Below are 23,449 nucleotides of genomic sequence, written 5' to 3' on the forward strand. Positions count from 1 at the left end.
CTGTTGACTGTTGACTGTTGACTGTTGGAATAAAATATTTTGATTCTGCTAAAAAGCTTTGGTTTTATTCATTGGGGGTTGGTGCTTTGCAGATCCAGACGCAATCTCGCGGTACTGAAGATGTATTTTTCAGGATGATTTGATAGTTTAAATGGTTGAGAAATTTTTCCATAATTGTATCAGTCATAACTGAAAATGCTGTGCCGTCTCTGTGCCCTAGCAAGTTTTTGTCCCACTCGCTGGCGAATTTTTGCCACCCTAATTCGCTAAAAATATTTGTGTGGTGAAACACGCAAATTCGATCGCCTCGCAGCAGTTTGGGAATTCGAGTCAAATAGTTGAATATATCTACCGGCTCTACGTGTACCATTGTATCGTAACAAAAGCAGACATCGGCTGAACCTGGGGCGATGCCGTCTAATGTTAAACCGTCGAGTTTGACGTAAGAAACGCGATCGTCTCCTAAGCGCGATCGCGCCGCTTGCAGCATTTGACTGGAAATGTCGGCACAAATTAGTCGATCGCAATATTTCAGCAGCAGCGAACCGGTTTTTCCGCCGCCGATACCAATTTCCAAAACCCTATGTTCTTTTTTGATGTAGGGTGCAATAAATTGCTGTTCTATCAGGGCTTCGTATTCGGCTAAGGAGTTGGCTGCACCGGCAGCTTTACCTATCCATTCGTCGCCAATATGGGCAAGTTCGGCATTAGTTTTTTGCCACTGTTGGGCGTAACTGTCCCAGGCCCTTTCATAATCTACTCTTGGGCGATCGGTCATTTTTTCATCGTTCATTTTTGATTATTTTATAGTATTGATGGCTCAATTTTCAATATGTTCCGCAATTCTTGGCAAATTATATTAAATCCTGCCAAAAGTCTACGAGGTGAGTTAGTGCCCTTAATTGGGGCGGAGGCTGGCACTTTAACGTGACTAATGACGGCTGAAATATGCTTCGCAGAAAATCTCTGCATAAGCTTGAGTCATTTCCTCAAAAGTATTAAGGGAATCCAAGACATATTTAGCATTTTCAGCTAACTGCTGCCGCAATAGTTTATCCTCCAATAAAGTAATCAAAGCTGCAACTAATTCGTCCGGGCGATCTGGCGTATAAAACAAACCATTAATTCCAGGTCTCACTTGTTCTCTAATTCCAAAAACAGGCGTTGTAATAATTGGCAAGTCGCAAGCCATTGCCTCCAAAATCACTCTTGGAAAACTTTCAACGCGAGAAGTGCAAACAAAAATATCAGCCAATTTGTAATATTTTCCCGTCTCCCCAGTTTCCGGGACTACTGTCACCCTTTGCCGCAACTCTTCTGGCAATTCCCCCACCAAATCGGCTAATTTATTGCTGTAAATACTCGGACGATCGCCCACAATAAAACACCTAATTTTATTGTGCCATTTCTCAGGTAAAAGTGAAAGCGCCTTAACTAAATCCTGCTGTCCTTTGCGTTCGCATACCGTTCCCAGCAGCAAAATTACCACATCTTCCGCTGCAACACCTAAACTTTTTCTAGCCAATTCAGAATTATCCGAATTTTCCAGTTTGCTCAAATCTAAGCCGTTGTGAATCACCGTAAAATTATGGTGGCTGTTGAGAGGCAAATACCTGTCCCGCGTTGCATCCGCCACAAAAATTACCTTGTAAGGAAAGCGAAAACACTCTAAAGCTCTCGCCGCAATCTCCGAACCAAACCTGTTAAAATAAGTTTGCCAAGGTTCGCTTTCGTGTACGTTCCACACCACAGGAATTCCGATTTGGTGCGCCGCATCAACTACAAAAAAGTTTTCTAAAGTATTGGCATAAATTGTATCTACTTTTAAACTGGCAATTTCTGTGCTAAAACTGCGGATGGCTTCATCGTAAGCATCGCGCTGGTAGATGTGTTCGAGAGGATTGTCGCGCACAATTACTTCAACTCCCTGCTGTTCGTAAGCTTGACGCAGGGGCCCTTCTGTTGTGCAAAGTACGATCGGCTTAATCACACCCTCAGCCGCCAATTTCACCGCGATTTCGTACTGATGCAGCGGCGCACCAGTGAAATCCAGCGAATTGCTGCACATCAAAACTTTGATAGGATTTACAAAATTATTTACTGATATCAAAGAACCACAATTACCAAATTTTAGTTCTTCCTTCTCCGCTGCATCCGTTACATCCGTTACAGAATCCGTTGGCGCACTTCCTTCTTCCTTCATAAAAACCCGTCTAGGTTGAATATGAAAATACTCATCTTCTAAAGACAAGTGAGGACTGTAAAAACTGTCCTTTTTCCCCGCATACTTGCGCCTAAAAGCCGCCACTTCTTGAGGATTGTCGGTAAAACCCCTAGAAGTTCCCTCTTTGTGCAATAACTCCGCATCGGGACAATATACACACCGATAACCCCCTTCTAACAGCCGATATCCGTAATCTGCATCATTGTAAGCAACAGCAAAATTCTCCTCATCAAAACCGCCCAATTCTAAGAACAATTGACGCGGAGTAATCGTGCAAGCGGCTGTTACCGCAGAGTAATTTCGTGTTACCATCGCTTGAGAAAGATAGCCTCGATTTTCGCTGTTCATCAGCTTAAAAGCATGACCCGCTAAACCGTGATGCAGCCCGTGAATTACGCCCGCGTGCTGAATTCGGCCGTCGGGATATAACAGCCTCGCGCCGACTGCACCCACGCCAGGGATTTGAGCGTATCCCACCATTTGACTCAGCCAGCGCGGGTTAATTACTTCAGTATCGTTGTTCAAAAACAACACATATTCGCTATCAACTTGTTCGGCAGCGCGGTTGTTAATTGCTGCAAAACTAAACTTACCACCAGGATTTTTTATATGCAAAACTTGGCAAGTTAATTGCTTTAAATATTCCAGAGTTTTAGGGTCATCGCTTTCGTTGTCGATGACGGCAACTTGATAATTTTTATAGGTTGTAGTTTCTAGAGAATCCAGACAGGCTTTCAGCAATTTAAGCTGATTTTTAGTAGGAATAATTACCGTTACTGATGGGCCGTTATCCTGGAAATCCTGGGCAAATATGCCCAAATTTTCTTTAATCGCCCATGCGTGCTGAGCGACATTGCCGTTAATTTTTCGGCGGTTTAGTGCCTCTTGAATGGCTTGTTGACCTGCGGCAAAACTGGCGGGTTTTGCGGCCCCAGATATGGCTGTAGAACCCGGTGCGGTTCGCCAGTGATACAGCACTAACGGCAGGTGCGCGACATGGCGAGAAATTTCCGTGGCTCTCAATGCAAAATCGTAATCTTGCGAGCCTTCAAGACCTATCCGCAAACCGCCTATTTGTTCAAAAATGTGTCTTCTCACGGCGCACAAATGACCGAGATACATATAGGAAAGCAGCAGTTCCGGCGACCATTCCGGTTTGAATTGCGGGGCGAAGCGGCGACCTTTAGTGTCGATTTTGTCGTCGTCGGAATAGAGAAAATCGGTGGCTGGATGCGAGGCAAAATATAAGGCGACTTCGCCTAATGCGTCGGGAGTGAGTTCGTCGTCGTTGTCTAAAAACAGGATGATTTCGCCTGTTGCGAGGGCGGCGGCGCTGTTGGTGGCTGCGCTGATGTTGCCGTTTTCTGTACGAAATGTGATGCGGATACGATCGTCCTTTTGAACCCAGTTTTTCAAAGTATCAGCAACAGTAAATTCGGTGCTGCAATCATCGGCAATGCAGAGTTCCCAGTTGGCATAAACTTGATTGATTACGCTGTCGATCGCGCTTTCTAAAAAATCTATCTGCGGGTTGTAAACTGGCATTACTACCGAAATTTTTGGCAGGGGTTCCCGGCAGGATTTTAACCGAGAAATTAAGTAATCGCGCGCGCGATCGTTCCACTGATTCACCTCCAGCCATGCGTCATATCTATCAATGGGTTGAGGCACCACAAAACCCGCAGGTGGCAGCAAATCTCCCGGCGCAGTAAACTGTTTTTGCTGCCGATAAATCTTTCCCAACTGGCGAATCACCTTCACAATTTCCCAAGGCATGGGCACAATTCTGCCTAGACGCTGTTTTCTCTCCTTCGCCCGCTGCTGAATTGCGGCTGTAAACCTTGATAACTCCTCAAATTTATCTGCACTTCGCTGCCAGATATGGTAGCGCCGCACAATCAATTTTTTAGGCGCTTGAAAAGACAAAATTTCCCCAGTTTCTAACTCAGCTTGCAGAGAAACGTGCCATTCCCCTGGCGGCAAATCGGCAAGGGCCTCAAAACCGCTTTCCGAACTGTTAACCCAGTCGGGAAACACTTCGCCGACATCTTTTCGCCGCAAACCGTAGGCGCATTCTACAGAAGTATCGCCGCACAACAAGTTTAATTTAGCAATTTTGCGATCGTGGTGGCAGCACCAACCTGCAAACAAAATTTGACCCTGACGCTGTTCCCACACCACCGGTACATCTAACGATGCTTGAATCGTTGAAACTAACAACGGATAAGCTGCCAACAGATGCCATTTACCTCGATCGTCTTGCGCTTCCAGCAGCACTTCGTGTCGTCCGGCAGGCGCTTCCAATTGAATTGTAAAACCTGATTTCTTCGCAGCGGGAATATTATAGTGTGCTAGCGCTATATCACTTCTATCTATGCCGTAAACGCCTGCAAAACTCTGGTCTTTAATTCTGGCGCGAACTGCTGTAGTCTCTCTTTTTTGGTGAAAAACCCAGCCGACAATTAGCAGGTTGGAATCGCAAACTTGCCAAGTAGTGGGTTGATCTAACGACAAAATAAATTTAGGGAAAAAGTCGCGGATTTTGCGCTGAACTTCCCACAAATTTTCTCTCACTTGCCACCATATTGAAGACTTGATTATGGCAAGTTCTGCCCGAAAAGTTTCATTTTCCTGGCGGGAGTGTTCTAATTTTTCCAGAGTATCCTTTAATCTTTCCTGATTTTGACTTTGTGCTGTTTCTAGCTGAATTAACTCAGCTAACTTTTGCTGCAATATAAATTCAGTCTCTTCAAATTGTACCTGAGTTTGCCCTAATTCTGCTTCTAATTCTAATACTTTCGCTAAAGCTGTTTGAAATTGCGATTCTTTGCCTGCAAGCTGTACCTGAGTTTGTCCTAATTCTGTTTCTAATCCGAGGAGTTTCGCTAACGCTTCTTGAAATTGCGATTCTTTGCCTGCAAGCTGTACCTGAGTTTGCCCTAGTTCTGCTTCTAATTTTAAGACTTTTGTTAAAGCTTCTTGAAATTGTGATTCTTTGCCTGCAAGCTGTACCTGAGTTTGTCCTAATTCTGTTTCTAATCCGAGGAGTTTTGCTAAAGCTTCTTGAAAATTTGATTCTTTGCCTGCAAGCTGTACTTGAGTTGCTCCTAATTCTGCCTCTAATCCCAACACTTTTGCCTGGGCCTGGTGAAATTGTTCTTGCCACTGTTTGAGTTCGGAAGAGCTAGTTTTTTGCTGTTTTTCCAGCAAGCGGATTTTTAGCCAATCTTCAAATGGCCAGATTGGAGTGGCTGGGAAATGAATAACTTGATCGATCGCACCTTTCGACTCACTGCTCAGATTACCAGCTTTGGTTTCCAAAAGTTCATAGAGTTCTAATGCTTCGGGAAAATATTTTTCTATTAAACTCGGTCTGTGACTTTTGACAATATCGTTGACTAATAAAGATTCTTCAAAATTGTCGCCCGGTATTGCACTTAAGTTAACATTAAATTTTTCGTTTACTCGTTCGATAAAAAGTTCGGGAGTGTGGCCGATCGGGTAAACATTGGCTAGGAGACAGCGATCGGGGAAACGTTCGTAAAGTTCTAAAACTTTTTGATTGTAGTGAATCCACATTTTTACTGCCATTTCGGGATTTTGCAGCAAGCTGACATCGGTTCCCCGGCGGTAAAGGGAATCGACTACTTCCCAAGGCGATCGATAAACACAGATAAAATTAGCTTCGGGGAGCAAAGTCAGCCAAAAATCCCAAAAAAGGGCTGTTCGCGGGTCTTTCCAACCCCAATGTTTGTGAGTTTGTTGATTTTGGTCGATCGCCCTTTTGGCGATTTCTACGTATTCTGCTGCTACCGGAATCGTTTTTTCTAACGTACATCCGAGTTCATCAATACCGTGCGATCGCAAAACACTTTTGTGAAACTCCACAAAATCAACATTCTCGAAATGACCTTTCACATTTCCGTCGGCCGGGCCCACTAACTTTTTGCCAATATCAACCCCGACTTTCTGAAACAAAGAAGCTGTTAAAGACGTACCGGAACGGTGCATTCCGGTAACAATAAAAACCGACGGTTTGCTGTCATTTGTACTCACAATTTCTCTCCCTCGCCCTAATTCCCACACCAAATTTACTCGCTACTCTCCCGCTAATCCCAGGGAGCGCCTGACTTGAAACCACGCGCTTCTGATCTTCCAGAACTTGCTGCTTTCCATTGCTAAAACTCGACACTTCGCTTGCTCTAGTTCTTGCTTGAGATTAATTAGTTGATTTTCAGTTTTTTCCAACTGCATTTGCACAGCTACTAACTGATTTTGAGTTTGCTCCAATTGCGTTTGAGCTAAAACTAATTCAGTTTGAGTTTCTTCCAACTTTGTTTCAGTAATCATTAACTTACTTTGGCTTTGCTCCCATTCTATCTTAGCCGAAGCTAACTGAGTTTCGAGTAATTTGAGTTTTGTCTGAGTAGACCCCAACAAAGACTGCGATTGCCTTTGGTTAAGCAGCGATTTAACAGTGCAAGTTTCCAGAATCCATTCCAAACCGTAGTTATTGATTGCTTTGACTATTAACACATCCTGCAGCGCCACCGTGTTTTTTGGTAAATAACACCTCCACCCCGACTGCAAAGCCCCATCATTTTCAAAATATCCAGCCACATCAGGGCGATCGTAAAAAGGCTCGCACTTCTGTACAACCTCGCCGTTTACCAGCACTTGCAGCTCCTCAACTAGACCGCCGGAATTCACATCAGCCACCCATCCTTCCAGATACAAATTCTCCTTATTCGTAAAAGCAGCAACATCAATATATCCTTCCGGATGATGGTGGAATTTAAACTCCGAAAAATCTCTAACTAACTCATTTGTGACAACATACAAATCCTGAAACCTGCATATGCCTTTTTTGATGCGGTGAACAAAAGCTTTGCCTCCGCTAACTTTCTCGACACATTCTCTCACAAACTTTTCAGTTACATAAGTTGTGCCGTATTCCTCCTTATCTAAGGACTGGCTTTCGCTTTGAGGACTAAACAAAATACCATTTGCCGGCATTTCTATATTGGCTAGGCACAAACACTCATCGTGAACGCTGAACATCAAAATGCCGTTAGGAGTCAACAAATCGTACAAATTTTGCAACCAACTTGTAAAAGTCCTTTCGGGCATATGGCTGAAAAAAGAATTAGCCAGAATGCAGTCAAACTTGCGGTCAATTAAATAATTTTCTGGTTGTCCCGTCGAGACAATACCGTTGACGCCCAAGTATTCTGTTTGAAACTTAACCGCGTTAGCATAAATATCAGAAACCCAAATTTTTTCCGGTGGCATTTCCTGAATCAAGAACCGGGTAAATCGACCGTAACCGCAGGCAAAATCTAGAAAAGAGGGAACATTTTCAAAACTGCCAAAATGCCATTCCACAACTTGTTTAACCGTATCCAAGATGCGACGCCCGATCGAATAATAGCGCACCAAAGCCCGATCGCGATCGTCTTTGACGTTGTTCAAGCTGAACAAATACATTTCATCGTCTTCGCAGATATTCAGTTTAAAAATTTCGGGAAACTTAGCTTGATCTTGAATAAATGCTTTGATTACGGGATTTTCGACTAAATCTAAATTGATATCGCTCATTGTTTTTACAGAATTTTAGATAACCTCTGTTGACTGCTCTTTCACTAGAAAATCAGCATTAACAACAGTTAAACACGGTTCGATCAGCAAGTCAACGATGCCGTTACCGCAGGACTCAGTACAAGACTGAACTCTAAACATCGCCACATCAACACAGCGATCCAGATAAGTTAAATCTCCATCAACGGTTCCCACAACCCCAGCATTCAGAAAATAAACACCGGGATTCAGCAAACATTTAAACTGAAACTTTACTACAATTGTCGTTCCTGCTTCCACATATCTAACTGACTGAGTAGAAGACTTCAAAGAAGCACCCGCCAACTCAAAACCGCTAATTGTTTTAATCAACATTCCAAACCTAACTTTGGAAGTTGAGCGGGAGAACGTGACAGAGTAAGTATAAATATAATCTTGACGACCGATCAAGTGATTTACCACATTTCCATTCAGCGTCTCGATGTGGGGGTTGATAATTTCCGCTCCGCGAGACGGATACCTTACCGTATTCGAAGGTATCATCCCCGGATCGTAAAATTCATCATAATATTCCTTGGGTTTAGAGAGATGTTGCTCCGGTTTAACTTCCCTCTTTGTGCTTTCTAAATTAGCCTCCTGAAGCTGGTCTTGATTTTCCTGTTTTGTCAGTTGGTTCAGAGCTCGAATATCTGACTTCAACCCCAGAACCTGATCCGGATCGGCATAAATCAGCTTTTGATACTTAGAAATTACCACCTTCGGCGTGTGAGCGAGCAGCAATTCACCGCTATCCATTAAAATCGCAGAGGTACAAAGTTGCACCACAGAAGTAGCAGCGTGAGAAACAAATAAAATTGTTCCGCCACCTTCCTGAATGCTTTGCAAGCGGGCAAAACACTTGCGTTGAAAAGCTTCGTCTCCCACCGAAAGCGCCTCGTCAACCACCAAAATATCTGGCTCGACGCTAGTCGCAACGGCAAAAGCTAGTCTGACAAACATACCGCTAGAATAAGTTTTGACTGGCTGTTCTATGAAATCGCCAATATCAGCAAAAGCAGCTATATCGTCAAATTTTTCTTCAGTTTCTTTTTGATTAAATCCCAGTAACTGAGCGTTAAAAAACACATTTTGTCGCCCGGTAAATTCCGGGTTAAACCCGCTTCCGAGTTCCAACAAAGCGGAGACTCGCCCTTTAACATCCACGCTTCCTGTGGTAGGAGTCAGCGTCCCTACAATTATTTGCAGTAGAGTGCTTTTTCCCGAACCGTTGCGACCGACTATTCCCAGAGTTTGTCCTTGAGGAATTTCCAGATTGATGTCATGCAGGGCCCAAAATTCGTCAGCCAGTTTTTTGCTGGGGTAAATAATTTCCTTTAAGCGGTCTCCTGGACGATCGTACCGCTTAAAACATTTGGAAACATTTTTTAGTGAAATTACATTTTCTGTCATCCGATTTTAGATTTTAGATTTTAGATTTTAGATTGATATTATGGCTGCTCTCACTAAAAATAGATTTGTAATGAGGACTTTAGTTCTCTGATTTTTATGAGGACTAAAGCCCTCACTACAAACCTTTATTGGGATTTTAGATTTTAGATTGACTGTAGATATCAAACAAATTTACAGCACGTCAGCAAAAGCGGGACGCAAACGCCGGTAAACCGTCAAGCCTCCACAAAATATAGCAGCAGAAATTAGCGTTGCGACACCCCATTCGCCCCAATGCTTAACTTCTCCAAGCAGTATGAGGTCTCGATAAACCTCAGAGATGGCGGCCATTGGATTTAGCCAAAATATCCACACTCGCCACTCTTGGGGGATTACTGATGCTGGGTAGACGATCGGCGTCAAATAAAACCAAAAATTTAGAATAACACCTAATGTCTGAGGAATGTCTCGCAAAAATACAGTCAAGCCGGCTGTCAAATATCCCAAACCCGCTGTGATTAGCAACTGAGGCACCCACACCAGCGGCAGCAAGCATAAAGTAGCGTTGAGCTTTTGCGACGACGCTACTACTATCACAATCAAAGCTGCTAAACCCAGAGAACTTTCAATAAAAGCTGTAAAAATCGGCACTAGCGGCAGCAAACCGAGAGGAAATACCACTTTTTTCACTAAATTCGGCTGCCCGACCACCGATACTCCCGACTTGATCAAACCGCTGGTGAAGGCGCTCCAAGGCAGCAAACCTGCAAACAGCCAGACTCCAAATGTAATGTCGCTGTTTTCCGGGAAGCCTGCAAGGCTGAGCTTTACCTTGAGGACGATCGAAAATACGTATGTGTAAATCACCAATTGCGATAGCTGATTCAGCAGCGGCCACAAATTGCCCAGAATCGAGCCTTTGTATTGAGCTTCCAAGTCCCGGCGCACCAAGGTTGCCAGCAGATTCAGCTTCGCCCAGCGCCGGGGCGTACTTCTGGGCTGCTTGCCACCCAGCTTTCGGGCCTTTTGGGCAACTCCTTTCACAGTTCTCTGCAATTTTTTCGCCCTCGTTCACTACCTTCACACCTAAATCAACTCAAGCTACAATTGTGCAGCTTTTGTTAAACCGCAATTATTCCACAGCCCCGCCGCTTTGATCAAGCATCTGTCACCCTGGCTTTGGCTTCTTCTTTCTTTGTTCTTTCCCCTTCCTTCGGAGGTTATTTTAGCCGATCGCCGATCGAACTGCCGAATCGATCGCTAGTTTTTGCTCGTCGTCGTAGCCCCACCGCTGGAAAAATTTTTCATACTCGCCGTTGGCATTCTGCAAACTTTCTAGCATTTGCGACGCTATAGTTTGACAGGCTGGGATTTGCAGCATTTGAATTAAATTGCGCGATCGCTCCTGCACTCTAGCAGAATCGGCCGCCATTTCCTCCTTTTGCTGGCGCGAATGATGTACAACCATTGCCGCCGACATCGCCAAATTTTTCACCAGCAGTTCTGCTACGATCTCAGGAGCCGATCGCAGCGCCTCGACTACTCCAGGTGATGGGCGATCTGCCTCCTGTCGATCGTCCGTTAGATAGGTGACAAAAAACCCCCTAGCACCGTTCTGTGTTTTCACCAGAGATGTAACAGCTTGCTGGATGTCGGCTTGTAAAAGTCGATCGGCCTCAATGAACGACAGTAAAGATTGAGTCAGCTCGATCGCCCCCTCAAAAGTTATGCTTTCCGATGCTAACAAAGAAGATGGAATACTCATAACGAACTCAATATTTGTCAAGATTCTGCCAATAATTGTAAACAATTCCCGCTGCCCGATCGCAGATAAATATGGCTATTATCTCCTCCAAACAACAGCCCTCTGACCAAAATCTACCCGAAGACATAGCCCCGGCCCGTCGCAAAAAAGCCGCCAAACCCCAGGCGGAATCGCTGCTAGAATCGCAAGAACTACCCGACGAAATCAACAGCAAACAAGACGACAAAATCCGACCCCAGCGTTTAGCTGAATACATCGGGCAAAAAGACTTGAGAGAAGTTTTGGCGATCGCAATTGCAGCCGCCAAATCTCGCGGGGAACCTATGGATCACCTGTTACTCTACGGGCCTCCAGGGTTAGGAAAAACCACAATGTCGCTAATTCTAGCAGCAGAAATGGAAGTTGAATGCAAAATCACCACCGCCCCAGCTTTAGAAAAACCGCGAGATATTGTCGGATTGCTGATCAACCTCAAAGCAGGCGACGTGCTGTTTATAGACGAAATTCACCGTTTATCTAAAGTTACAGAAGAAATCCTGTATCCGGCGATGGAAGACTGTCGCTTAGATATTACGATCGGTCAAGGCAAAAGCGCCAAAATTCGCAGCATTCCCCTGAAACCCTTTACCTTAGTAGGAGCAACCACAAAAGTCGGGTCCCTGACATCTCCATTGCGCGATCGCTTCGGCTTGATCCAAAGATTGCGCTACTACGAAATAGACGAACTCAGTCTAATTATCCAAAGAAGCGCCCAAGTTCTAGACACTCAAATTACCCCAGAAGGAGCCGCAGAAATTGCCCGCCGAGCGCGCGGAACGCCCCGGATCGCTAACCGCTTGCTACGCCGAGTTAGAGACTACAGCGAAGTCAAACAATTAAAGCCAATTAACGCCGAAATTGCCTCAACCGCCCTCGAATTGTTCAACGTCGATCCGCTAGGTTTGGATTGGACCGATCGATGCCTTTTGACAGCAATGATCGAAAACTTTAACGGCGGCCCGGTTGGTTTAGAAACTCTTGCAGCTTCCACAGGAGAAGACGCTCAAACAATTGAAGATGTATATGAACCTTACTTAATGCAAATCGGATTTTTGCAGCGGACAAGTCGCGGTCGAATTGCCACAGCGGCTGCTTGGAAACACTTAGGTTTACTCGAATCAAAGGAATAGAAATTGCTGAATTACGCAGCCATTCCGTTTGTAGTTGCGCTTTAGGACATTGAGTTCAACTACAAACTTTGGGGCGCAAAGAGCTCAACTACGAACCTCCAAGTGCAAAGAGCGCAAGTGCCAACGAGGAATATAAATTAAATCTCCCGCTCTTTGATAAGAGTGGCATCAGATTCTACACAATTGGAAACAAACTGCATATTCCGCAGCATTTTTTCTCGCTCCCCTGCAATCTTAATCGCAGTTTCCCACGTAAAAGTAAAAGATTGAAAAGATTCAGAATCAATTAGATCTTCATCCAAATCCACAATTACTTGATTAAAAATATTAAATAACTCTGCCTGCAACCGATCGATTTCTTCCAAAGCTTTCGCTTGGCGAATTTGTTGGATCAAACTTAAAATATCCAAATTAAATTTATCAGCTCGATTTTTTTGTTTCTGCAAAAAGCGCGATCGCAACTGCCAAAGCCAAGAAGCCAAAAGAGTGGCGATGGACAAAAACAAACCGATAGCATCAGAATTAGCAGCAACAAAATCCGGCTTTTCGCGATCGTAATAAGCCTGAGTCCCCTCATGAACGGGCAAAGACAAACTCCCGCTGCCTCCCGGCTGACTAATCATAGCTCCCAGGGAATTAGCAGCTACCAAGTTGCGGCGGTGCTCGAACAAAATTCGCGTAATTTCCTTGACGATTATCGGATCTAGATCCTCCCCAGCCAGCAGATTAGCCTGCACTCCAACACTGGGTAAATCCGCATCGGGAACCGGAGGATTTGCCTTGTAAGTACCTTTAGGAATCATATCAGCTTCCAGATAAGGTAATTTAATTCTCATCGCAGCTCCTTGGTCAATCGGCACCAACTTGCCCCGGGTATTTTGCAACAAATCGCTAACAACATTGCTCCCCGGAGGTAGCACCCTAAAAATAGCATCAACCTCGCCCCTAGCAAATAAGTTAGTAGCATCATCCCAAGAGCCAGCAGTAAACTTAAAATCGCTTTCTTTCAAACCGTAATGTTTGCTAACCAACCAAAAAGAAGTGTAAGAACCGCTGCCTTCAGCCATCAGCGCAATATTTTTTCCCTGCAAATCACCAACATTTTGAATGCCCGACTTTTCCGAAACAATTAAGTGAAAAACCTCCTTAAACAAAGCAGCCACTACCCTCGCCGCCGGCCCTCCCTCCGTATTGTTCTGCACGATCGCTAACTGCACCTCATTTGCCTGAAGCAGGCGCATATTTTCCTCAGCACCTTGACTCTCAATAACTCGAATTCGCAGACGCGGATTTTGTTGCTTAACTACCTCAGCAATTGCCTGACCGAAAGGATAATAATTCCCGCTTTTCGTTCCAGTCGCCAGGATTAATTCATGGACTCGCTGCTTGTCTTGGTGCAGATTCCACCCAAAAGCTCCAATCAAGACAACACTTAATAGAGCAATGGGAAACAGGAATTTATTTTGCATTAAGGTTGAGACTCCATCAATAATGGCAAAATCAAAAGTATTCTAGTTAAAAATGAAAATTGGACTCGGGAAATTCGACGCGCCCGATAGTGGAGGAGCCAATGCCCGATGCCCGATGCCCGATTCCCAATGCCCGATGCCCGATTCCCAATTCCCAATCCCCCATCTTCCATGTTAATATCTCTCAGAATAGAAAACTTTGCCTTAATTGACTGCCTGGATATAGAATTTGGCCCGAGTTTGAACGTATTTACAGGGGAAACCGGCGCTGGTAAATCAATTATCCTAGATGCGATCGATGCAGTTTTGGGCGGGAAAGTCGATCGCCGATCGATTCGCACCGGAGCAGCGCGGGCAATATTGGAAGCTACCTTTGAATTGGACAAAGCCGCAGCTTTGTGGCTGGGCGAGCAAGAAATCGAACCCATAGACGGAAATTTAGCCGTTTGCAGCCGGGAAATTAACGCATCAAGCGGTGCTCTACGCACCAGATCGCGCTTGAATGGAATTCTCGTCAACCGCCAGTTAATGGATCAACTGCGCGATCGGCTTGTCGAAATTACCGCCCAAGGCCAAACCGTCCACCTCGGACAAGAAACCCTCCAGCGAGAGTGGCTCGATTTATACGGCGGCAAAAAGCTCACTGAAGCGCGATCGATCATCGCCTCCGCGTGGCTGGGAGCCAACAACGCCAAGACAGCCCTCAAACGCAGGCGTCAGTCGGAACAGCAGCGACTGCAAAGACTTGATTTGTTAGAATACCAAGTCCGAGAACTCGGCGAAGCCCATATCGAAGACGCCGACGAACTCGAACAGCTAGAACACGAATCAATCCGGCTGGGCCACGTCGTCGAATTGCAGCAGCAGAGTTACCAAGTCCACCAAGCCCTGTACCAAAACGACGGCGACAGCCCATCAGCCGCCGACTTGTTGAGCAAAGCCGAAGTAATTTTAAGCGACATGGCGGTTTACGATGTGCAGTTGCAACCAATCCTAGAAATGGTCAGCGATGCTTTAGCTCAAGCCACAGAAGCCAGCCGGCAAATTAGCAGCTACGGCGAACAATTAGAAGCAGATCCCGAAAGACTCGAAGAAGTAGAAGATCGGATTCGGGAACTCAAACAAATTTGCCGCAAATACGGGCCGCTCAAAGAAGCGATCGCCTACTACCAAAGCATTCAAAACGAACTAAATGAACTTTTAGAAGGAGGCGAGTCAATGGAAGCCTTAGAACTCGCATATCAGACCGCTTTAGAACAATTAAAAGACGCTTGCAGCCACCTCACTACCCTGCGGCGCGAAGCAGCCCTGAAACTAGAAACGCACCTGGTAGGAGAACTTAAGCCCTTAGCAATGGAAAAAGTGCAGTTTCAAGTCGAGATCTCGCCTTCTACCCCAACCGCTACCGGTGCCGACCAAATCGCCTTTTGTTTCAGCCCCAATCCGGGCGAACCTTTGCAACCTCTGGGCGCGATCGCCTCTGGGGGAGAAATGAGCCGCTTTCTACTCGCCATCAAAGCCTGTTTTTCCCAAATAGAAAGTGCCGGTACGCTGATTTTTGACGAAATCGATGCCGGAGTCTCCGGGAGAGTCGCCGGGGCGATCGCCAAAAAACTCTACCAACTCTCGGACAAACACCAGGTTCTCTGCGTCACCCACCAGCCGCTGATTGCTGCGATGGCTGATTTTCATTTTCGCGTTAACAAACAGACGATCGAAGCAGAACCAAGTATCGGCGAACCCGCAGCCGACTCAGAACCAGTCGAACGCACAGTAGTCAGAGTTGCCGCCCTCAACAGTGAGCAGCGGCGCGAAGAACTCGCCCAACTCGCCAGCGGCCGCTCAGCAACAGAAGCCATCGCCTTCGCCGAATCCCTGCTTGTCGAAGCCGCCGGATTGCGCCAAACTCAGTCGGCCCAACCCTGATCGCACCCTCAAGCCGATCGGGGGGTTAAAAGGCGGAGTTTTTTCAGAGTCGGAGGTTACACTAAAAATATCAACCGCAAATTTTACAAAAAAAAGCTGAAAACCCCGTGAATTTAGTGGGATGAAAGCTAAGAGCAGCAAAATAGAGAGAAATTCGAGTTAAAAACCACAATTGTGTAGAGAAGGGCACACATCACTAGCAACTGGTAGTGTCACAATTGCAGCTAGTCCCACAAGGCCACCCCTCTTTCAGCAGTCCTCCCGCCAGTACGCATTCCTGTTCCTGCGGGCGATCGGATCTTAGATCGGTAGAACCTACTTAAACCAGGCACGCACAATGTCAAAATCAGTTAATAAACAATTTAAACAAGATTCGCGATCTCTAAAAAGAGTGCACCAATACCACAGCAGCGTTATCGTCGCACCCACAGTTCACCAGCAAGCCATGCAAACTGAATTTACCTTCCCCTGTCGCCGGAGTTCTGTAAACTGGGAAATACTTTCACACATACTTGAGTTTTGTGCGACAAGTGACTAACTAATGAACTTGCCCGCTATCCTAGCTTAGAGACAAACCCTTACGCTTAAGATTCTGTAAAGGTCTATGAAATCTGCATCTCCCAATGTGTCAGAAGTGGAAAACGAGAGAGAGGGCGCTGTTGTAGGTAAAATTTATCACGAACAGCCTTCTCACTATTCCTCTAACAGTAGTCAACTTGCCAAAAGCCAACCAAGCTTCGCCAGTGTTCTGGCACCCCTAAATAAGCAAAGTTTCACAGTAGTAGTTAAGGAAGTAGAAGAGAAACTTAAGGTTGTCAATCAAACCCTGGGAATGCTCGACAATATCCTTGACCGCCAGGGATTCGATGCCATCCTTAATGAAATGTTGCAGTCGATTACCCTGAAAACAGGGGAATTGCTGAATGCCGCTCGCAGCACGATATTTTTATTAGACGAAGAAAAGAATGAACTCTGGGCGATCGTCGCTAAAGACGAAAATGGCAAAAGTCTAGAGCTCCGATTTCCCGCCCATGTGGGCATTGCGGGAGAAGTAGCCACGGAAAAAAAAGTGGTGAACATTCCTTATGATTTTTATAACGACCCCCGCTCGACTAACGCAAAAAAAACTGATAAAGAAACAGGGTATCGCACTTATACAATGCTGGCGATGCCCCTGATCAACGAAGAAACAGGAGAGTTAGTAGCAGTCGTTCAACTGATTAATAAACTCAAGCCCAACCACGAACATTACGGTATTTTAGAGGAACAGATTGACAAGGCAGGATTTACTCAAGAAGACGAACAAGTTTTTCGAGAATTTGCCCCGTCGATTCGCCTAATTCTAGAGTCTTCTAAATCATTCTACGCAGCAAGTCAAAAACAACGGGCCGCCACGGCGCTGATCAATGCCGTCACCGCCCTTTCTAAGAGCAGTCTAGACTTAGAAGATACCCTAAAAAGCGTGATGGATCAGGCCCAAGAACTGATGAACGCCGATCGCAGCACTCTGTGGTTGATCGATGAAGATAAAGACGAACTCTGGACGAAAATCCTGATTACAACAGGTCAACTTCAAGAAATTCGCATGCCCAGAACAGCAGGTTTTGCAGGCATCGTCGCCCAATCCGGCGAACCGCTGTTGATTCCCTTTGATGTATACGACGACCCCCGCGCCGAAAATGCAAAAAAAATAGACAAACAAACTGGCTACCGCACTTGCAGTATGCTTTGTATGCCAGTGTTTAACGCAGACCAAAAATTGATTGGCGTCACCCAATTAGTTAATAAAAAACGACAACAAGGAGAATACCCCCCCTACAACCGGGAAGATTGGCCGCACGCCCCCGATCAGTGGAAAGCGAGTTTCAATCGCAACGACATGGAATTTATGAAGGTGTTTAACATCCAAGCAGGAGTCGCCCTACAAAACGCCAAACTGTTTGCTGAAGTCAAACAGCAAGAACAAAGACAAAAAGATATGCTGCACGCCCTGACTAATGGCGTGATTTCTACAGATAAAAAAGGCAATATAGTAGCGACCAATCCTAGTGCCAAAAAATTATTACTGGGTGACAGCGATACCGAATTAGCCGAAGGTCAATCTTTGCGCGAGTTAATTAAGTTAGAAAAAGGCGATTTTGCCAAATGGTTTGATGCGTCTTTGTCTCCCGAAGACGATAAGGACCGCCAGCAGTATTACCCCGATCAAGTTTTACTATCCTTGGAAGGAGAAGGGCAGAGTATCAATCTCTCGATTAATTCAATGACTGACGCTACCGACCCCAACAAGGTCAACGGCGCGTTAGTTGTCATGGAAGATATTAGCGAGGCAAAGCAAGTCAAGAACTTGATGTACCGTTACATGACCCCCGAAGTAGCCGAAGCGCTGTTAGCTTCAGGGGATCATGGATTGGGCGGTAAGCGCAAAAACGTTTCGGTGCTGTTCTCAGACATTCGCAGCTATACCACACTTACGGAAAAATTGCAAGCCGAAGAAGTGGTAGTGATGCTCAACAAATATTTTGAAGTGATGGTAGATGTCGTATTCGAGTACGGAGGGACTCTCGACAAATACATCGGTGACGCTCTGATGGCAGTTTTTGGCTCTCCAGCACCCTTAGAGGATCATGCTTGGTGCGCCATGCAAACGGCAGTGAAAATGCGGGAAAAACTGGCTGAGTTTAATCGAGAGCGTATGGCACATGGGGAATTGCCGATCGGCATCGGTATGGGCGTACATTCCGATGAAGTTGTCAGCGGCAACATCGGTAGTAGCAAACGCATGGAATTGACTTCGATCGGAGATGGCGTAAACCTCGCCTCTCGCTTAGAAGGCGCTAGCAAGCAGTACGGCACCGACTTGATCGTCAGCGACAATACTTACAGAGATTATGCCGATCGGCTGTACGTGCGAGAGCTCGACTTTATTACTGTCAAAGGCAAAAGCGAACCCGTAATCGTTTACGAACTCGTCGGCATCCGCGAGGGATACTCGCCAGTGGGCAAGTCACTAACCGAAACACAGCAACAAATGATAGAACATTACACCAGGGGGCGCGAACATTACAAAACTCCAGTTAGCCAAAGACTCTCAGAAAATGAGGTAAAAAACATCTTAAAGGATGTCGCCGAAATGCCAGAGGCAGAGATTAAGAAACTGTCCTACGATCTAGAGCAACAGTTGGAACACGAACTAAGGCAGCTCTTATATCAACTGAAAAAGCTGTCTGAGTACGACCCGAAAAACCTGTCCGAAGCAGACAAACTCATCGTACTGTTGCAGCCTGAAATCCAACTGCTGAAATTGGAAGGCATCAAAAACCTCTCCGAAGATGAAGCCAAAATGCTGCTGCAAGCAAAAATCAAGCCACTATCAGCAGACGATATTAAATACTTGCAAGAAGGGGAAGTCAAAAAGCTGTTGGAAGCAGACATCTTAGAACCATCAAATCCCCAAATCAAGAGGCTGAAACCCGCAGATATCAGGCAGCTATTGCAGGCGAAAATTAAAAGTCGGGCCAGCGAGACAGTTGCAGAAATGTTAGATGAGGAATTTGAAAACCTGGGACTCGATCGGGTGAAAAAAGTGCTGAGCGAGTTTAAGAAAGCCTTAGAACCAAAAGCCAAGCAAGCCTTTAAAGACGCTGAACGCGAATTTAAGGCCGTTCTGGAAGTTGACTCGAAAAACAAGGCAGCTAAATTGCACGTCGATCGCTGTATGTTATTTCAGCATGGGTTTTCAGATGTACTCAACTGGGATGGTGTGTGGAATCTCACAGAAAAATAGCAGTGGCCCACAGCAAATCCTCGCGGTGGCGCCAGGGTTTCGGGTGGGGGCGATCGCGATCGGGGGTGCGCCTCCCACCCGGCTACCAATTAACCTGAATATCCTATTGAGGTAATCGTAAATAAGCTCCAACAGGTATTATGGTTATATAACCGGATTTGAATTTGCAAGCGAGATGCCGGGGTTTCGCCCTACGTGTTTCCTTCGCACTACCTACGGCAACAAACTTAGCACTTCTATTATTTGAAGCGCTTAAAAATAGTTAGGACGGCCAGCAGCGTTACCCGGTTTCTGAGAAAAATCTTGGAGAAAGGGGACGAAACATCCGCTCAAAAACCGGGTTTCTCACCCCGCCCGCGTAAGTCTTAATAGCGTTAGTGGCTCCTAAAAAGAGCTGACTTCGCAGATAATCAATGTTCTAGTCTTAGATATAGAAAACCACTAGCGTCAGTTATGAATAATTGGAATTCGCAATCGGGAGATGTTGAGTGGGTAGATCAGGTTTACCAACTATTGCTGGAGATTGCTCGGAGCTCCCTGTCACATATCCCCAAAATCCCGGAAAACATCACTGTTAAGGCTATCCCTCTGATCCAGAAGGTACAAAGCATTCAGCAAAGACCTGACGGGCAAGTGTTCAAATCCGGTTCCTTTTCAGTAAACGATCACGAATGGGTCGATCGAGTCTGTCAACTATTGGTAGAAGTAACCAGCGCGTCTTTGTCGGAACAGCCAAAAATGCCGGAAAACCTGGCAGGCAGATCTTTAGCCCTCGCCGATAGAGCACAAAAAATTAAAGAAGATATCGAAGAAAATGCAGCCCAAACCCCAGCAGATGAAGATGAAAATTCCTTACAGTCTCCAGACGAGCTGCTTTCCCTCTTGCACCACAGTTTGAAAACTCAGCGCGCCAAAAGCTACAACCCCGATGCCCCCGAATGGCAGCAAGTCTTGAGCCTGCTCGACGTAGTGCAGTCACTTTACAAGCAAATCCAAAATTAAATTTAAGCTTAACTCAGGCGGGTGTTGATGGTGCGATCGCTAGCTCTTAAAGGCGGTTGCTCTTTGACAGAAAATTTTTTTTGCTGTAGCCCGAACATTTCCGATTATTGGACTTTTGTCAACTACACTAGGTTTAATCGGTTCTAGGGCAAGAGAACATGAGCGGACAAAACATCGGCGATTTGTCAAAAGAAATATTAGCTGATCGCTATCAGTGCGATCGGCGGCTTGGCAAACAAGCAGGAAGGCAAACATTACTCGCCCGCGACTTAAAAACCCAACAGCAAGTAGTCGTCAAACTCCTCTCATTCAGCAGCGACTTTAACTGGGAAGACTTAAAACTGTTCGAGCGAGAAGTCGAAACCTTAAAATCCCTATCCCATGTCGCAATTCCCCGATATCTCGACTCCTTTGAAATAGACACCCCCAACCGCAAAGGATTCGCCCTAGTTCAGAGTTACATCGAAGCCAAATCCCTACAAGAATATCTTTCAGACGGCCGCACCTTCAGCGAAAGCGAAGTCAAACAATTAGCAAAAGCATTATTAGACATCCTCGCATACCTGAACCAGCGACAGCCCCCGGTGATTCACCGCGACATTAAACCCAGCAATATTTTACTCCAAAATCGATCGGGCAACAGCGTCGGCGAAGTCTACCTAGTCGATTTCGGTGCAGTTCAAACTCTCGCCACGCAACAGGGAAAAACAGTCACAGTTGTCGGAACTTATGGCTATATGCCGCCAGAACAATTTGGCGGCAGGGCGGTTCCCGCTTCCGACTTGTACGGCTTGGGAGCAACATTAATCGCCTTAATTACCAAGCAGCATCCTGCAGACTTGCCGCAGAAAGATTTGCAGATCGAATTCGAGCAATTCACCCAACTAAGTCCCACTTTTACCAACTGGCTGAAGTGGATGACGCATCCGAGTTTAGATCGCCGTCCTGCCTCAGTCCAAATAGCCAAAGAAGTTTTAGAAAAACCACAGCAAATAAACCAATATTCCCTGCCATTGAGACAGGGAAAAACCGTGAACACCTTTAGCTTGTTCAAGAATGCGATCGGGCGTAGCACTGCGGCAGGAACTATAGCTGTAGGAATTTGTACAGCAATTTACAGAGTCTTTCTGTATCGAGATGTGGAGACAATTATCGAAGGATTTTGTCTCGGTTTTAGTCTGGGTTTGGGGAATGGAATAATGATAGGAGTTGTGACGCGCTTGTGGTTTTTACCCTTAACTAATCCCCAACTTTACCGACAGGTTTTAACTGCAATTAGTATTGTACTCTGTACTTCAACAAGCATCTTTTTCTTTTTCTTTGACATGACACCGAAGATGAGGGAATATTATGGTTTAAATATTATGTTTGTGCTGGCGCCGTCACTAATTACAGGATTTTCAATGGGACCAATTACTGATTCTATTACCCGATGGTATCAAAAAGCAAGCAGACAGTAATCTCACATAGGTAATAAGATCTCGCTCCAGATATTCGGCTGCTTGGTAAAGTTGGGAATAAAAAAAAGAATGTTTAATGTCAAGCTAAAAATAAGGTAAAAAACATGATTGGTAAAATATTAGCAGAACGCTACGAAGTGCAGCAGCAATTGGGACAACAAACCGGCCGGCAAACACTCTTAGCTAGCGATTTGCAAACTCAAGAATTAGTTGTCATCAAACAGCTATTCCTTGGTGGCGATTTTGAATGGCAAGACCTCAAGCTATTTGAACGGGAAGCGGAAACTTTAAAATCACTTTCTTACCCTGCCATTCCCCGCTACCTCGACTACTTGGAAATTGACGAGCCAGACAGTAAAAGATTTGCTCTAGTACAGACCTATGTAGAGGGAAAAACTTTGGAAGAGCATTTGCGCTCTGGGCGTACTTTTAGCGAGAGTGAGGTTAAAGAATTAGCTAAATCGCTGTTAGAAATTTTGATTTATTTGCACGAGGAGCAAGAGCCGCCTGTTATTCACCGCGATATTAAACCCAGCAATATTTTACTGCACAGCAGATCTGCCCACTCCGTCGGACAAGTTTATTTAGTTGATTTCGGTTCGGTGCAGAACCAAGCTGCCAAATTGGGCGGCACAATTACAGTAGTGGGAACATACGGATATATGGCACCGGAACAGTTTGGCGGGCGATCCGTTCCGGCTTCGGATTTGTACGGTTTAGGTGCAACTTTAATTTATTTGGTAACGGGTTTGCATCCCACCGAACTGTCGCATCAGGATTTAAAAATTCAATTTGCCGATCGGGTTTCGCACATCAATCCTAGTTTAATTGATTGGCTGGAGTGGATGACAGAACCGAGTTTGGAAAAACGGTTATCTTCGGCTGGAGAAGCATGGCTATCGCTCAAAAATCCCCGCACGAGCGACAAAATGCCTGTGGCATTATTGCAGCAGCAAGGCACCGCTATTAAACTGACAAAAAATTCCGAGTTGGTAGAAATTATAATTCCGCCATCAGGAGTCGGTTTTGGTTTAACTGCTCTGCTTTCGGTTGTGATTGCTCTGAATATTCCATTGTTCGTAAATTTTTTGAGCGAACCCGAAGAAAATTTAGTATTTTTAATAATAGGAATTTTATTGGCTGCTGTAGGAGTAGTAAAGTTTCTCGATATGCTATTTGTGGAAGTACGTCTCCGAATCGATAGGCAGCAAATATCCTATAGCAGCGATATGCTGGGGTTAAGATGGAATAATTCCCAGCCAGCCCCCAGACAAGACATTTGGCAGTTGGAAATTGAACAAATTGAATATACTAGGCGCGGCACAAAACAGAAATTATCCAGAGTTTCTCAGATGATTATTCAAGCCGGCAACCAAAAATATCAACTAGGAGTGAAGCAGAGACTAAGTGAATCAGAAATCGAGTGGTTAGCTACAGAACTAAGCCAGTGGTTGGGATTGAAAATTCAAAGAACTTTGACAGACGGTAAAAAGAAGATATCGATGTGAAAATATCTCCCTCGCCCAAACAAAGCATTACCCTCTCAATCTGTGGGATGGGCGTTCCGCCCCTCCGGTGTATTTTCACAGCAGGTGGGACACCCCACAAGCCTCATCCTCAAATTGTGTAAGCCCGATCGCAC

The 23,449-nt window shown here is 45.4% G+C and carries 13 protein-coding genes; 6 read left to right on the top strand and 7 right to left on the bottom strand.

Going from position 1 to position 23,449, the window contains the following annotated elements; genetic code table 11:
• Window positions 1–64: 64 nt before the first annotated feature.
• From QUA27_RS08650 to QUA27_RS08675, 6 genes are all read right to left on the bottom strand, one after another.
• Window positions 65–793 carry a class I SAM-dependent methyltransferase gene (locus QUA27_RS08650; protein ID WP_333067450.1) on the bottom strand — a complete coding sequence of 243 codons (729 nt, stop codon included), beginning with the start codon at window positions 791–793 and terminating at the stop codon, window positions 65–67.
• 138 nt (window positions 794–931) lie between these two features.
• Window positions 932–6,280 carry a glycosyltransferase gene (locus QUA27_RS08655; RefSeq protein WP_333067451.1) on the bottom strand — a complete coding sequence of 1,783 codons (5,349 nt, stop codon included), beginning with the start codon at window positions 6,278–6,280 and terminating at the stop codon, window positions 932–934.
• 42 nt (window positions 6,281–6,322) lie between these two features.
• Window positions 6,323–7,822: a methyltransferase gene (locus QUA27_RS08660; RefSeq protein WP_333067452.1), complete on the bottom strand. Its 1,500-nt coding sequence runs from the start codon at window positions 7,820–7,822 to the stop codon at window positions 6,323–6,325.
• A gap of 15 nt (window positions 7,823–7,837) precedes the next feature.
• Window positions 7,838–9,250, bottom strand: a complete 1,413-nt coding sequence (locus QUA27_RS08665) for an ABC transporter ATP-binding protein (RefSeq protein ID WP_333067453.1) — start codon at window positions 9,248–9,250, stop codon at window positions 7,838–7,840.
• 171 nt (window positions 9,251–9,421) lie between these two features.
• Window positions 9,422–10,273 (bottom strand): ABC transporter permease, encoded by an 852-nt coding sequence (locus tag QUA27_RS08670; RefSeq protein WP_445251485.1) that lies wholly within the window; start codon window positions 10,271–10,273, stop codon window positions 9,422–9,424.
• A gap of 181 nt (window positions 10,274–10,454) precedes the next feature.
• Window positions 10,455–10,994: a sll1618 family protein gene (locus tag QUA27_RS08675; protein WP_333067454.1), complete on the bottom strand. Its 540-nt coding sequence runs from the start codon at window positions 10,992–10,994 to the stop codon at window positions 10,455–10,457.
• A gap of 71 nt (window positions 10,995–11,065) precedes the next feature.
• Between QUA27_RS08675 and ruvB the strand changes: the two genes are divergently transcribed.
• Window positions 11,066–12,163, top strand: coding sequence for a Holliday junction branch migration DNA helicase RuvB (ruvB, locus tag QUA27_RS08680; protein ID WP_333067456.1), 1,098 nt, complete (start codon window positions 11,066–11,068; stop codon window positions 12,161–12,163).
• 137 nt (window positions 12,164–12,300) lie between these two features.
• On the opposite strand, the gene QUA27_RS08685 is transcribed toward ruvB, so the two are convergent.
• Window positions 12,301–13,632 (bottom strand): TAXI family TRAP transporter solute-binding subunit, encoded by a 1,332-nt coding sequence (locus QUA27_RS08685; RefSeq protein WP_333067457.1) that lies wholly within the window; start codon window positions 13,630–13,632, stop codon window positions 12,301–12,303.
• A 171-nt stretch (window positions 13,633–13,803) separates the two neighbouring features.
• On the opposite strand from QUA27_RS08685, the gene recN reads away from it, so the two are divergent.
• The 5 genes from recN to QUA27_RS08710 all read left to right on the top strand — a co-directional run bounded on the left by recN (window position 13,804) and on the right by QUA27_RS08710 (window position 23,315).
• Window positions 13,804–15,558: a DNA repair protein RecN gene (recN, locus tag QUA27_RS08690; RefSeq protein WP_333067569.1), complete on the top strand. Its 1,755-nt coding sequence runs from the start codon at window positions 13,804–13,806 to the stop codon at window positions 15,556–15,558.
• A gap of 604 nt (window positions 15,559–16,162) precedes the next feature.
• The gene (locus tag QUA27_RS08695) at window positions 16,163–19,345 is read left to right on the top strand and encodes a GAF domain-containing protein (RefSeq protein WP_333067458.1); all 3,183 of its coding nucleotides are present in this window, start codon (window positions 16,163–16,165) and stop codon (window positions 19,343–19,345) included.
• Window positions 19,346–19,798: 453 nt separating this feature from the next.
• The gene (locus tag QUA27_RS08700; protein WP_333067459.1) at window positions 19,799–20,347 is read left to right on the top strand and encodes an inorganic pyrophosphatase; all 549 of its coding nucleotides are present in this window, start codon (window positions 19,799–19,801) and stop codon (window positions 20,345–20,347) included.
• 158 nt (window positions 20,348–20,505) lie between these two features.
• The gene (locus QUA27_RS08705; RefSeq protein ID WP_333067460.1) at window positions 20,506–21,807 is read left to right on the top strand and encodes a serine/threonine protein kinase; all 1,302 of its coding nucleotides are present in this window, start codon (window positions 20,506–20,508) and stop codon (window positions 21,805–21,807) included.
• 104 nt (window positions 21,808–21,911) lie between these two features.
• Window positions 21,912–23,315 carry a serine/threonine protein kinase gene (locus QUA27_RS08710; protein ID WP_333067461.1) on the top strand — a complete coding sequence of 468 codons (1,404 nt, stop codon included), beginning with the start codon at window positions 21,912–21,914 and terminating at the stop codon, window positions 23,313–23,315.
• Window positions 23,316–23,449 lie beyond the last annotated feature (134 nt).

Origin of the sequence: Microcoleus harperi Pol14_C6 (genome assembly GCF_036701295.1) — a bacterium.
Lineage (GTDB): Bacteria > Cyanobacteriota > Cyanobacteriia > Cyanobacteriales > Microcoleaceae > Microcoleus.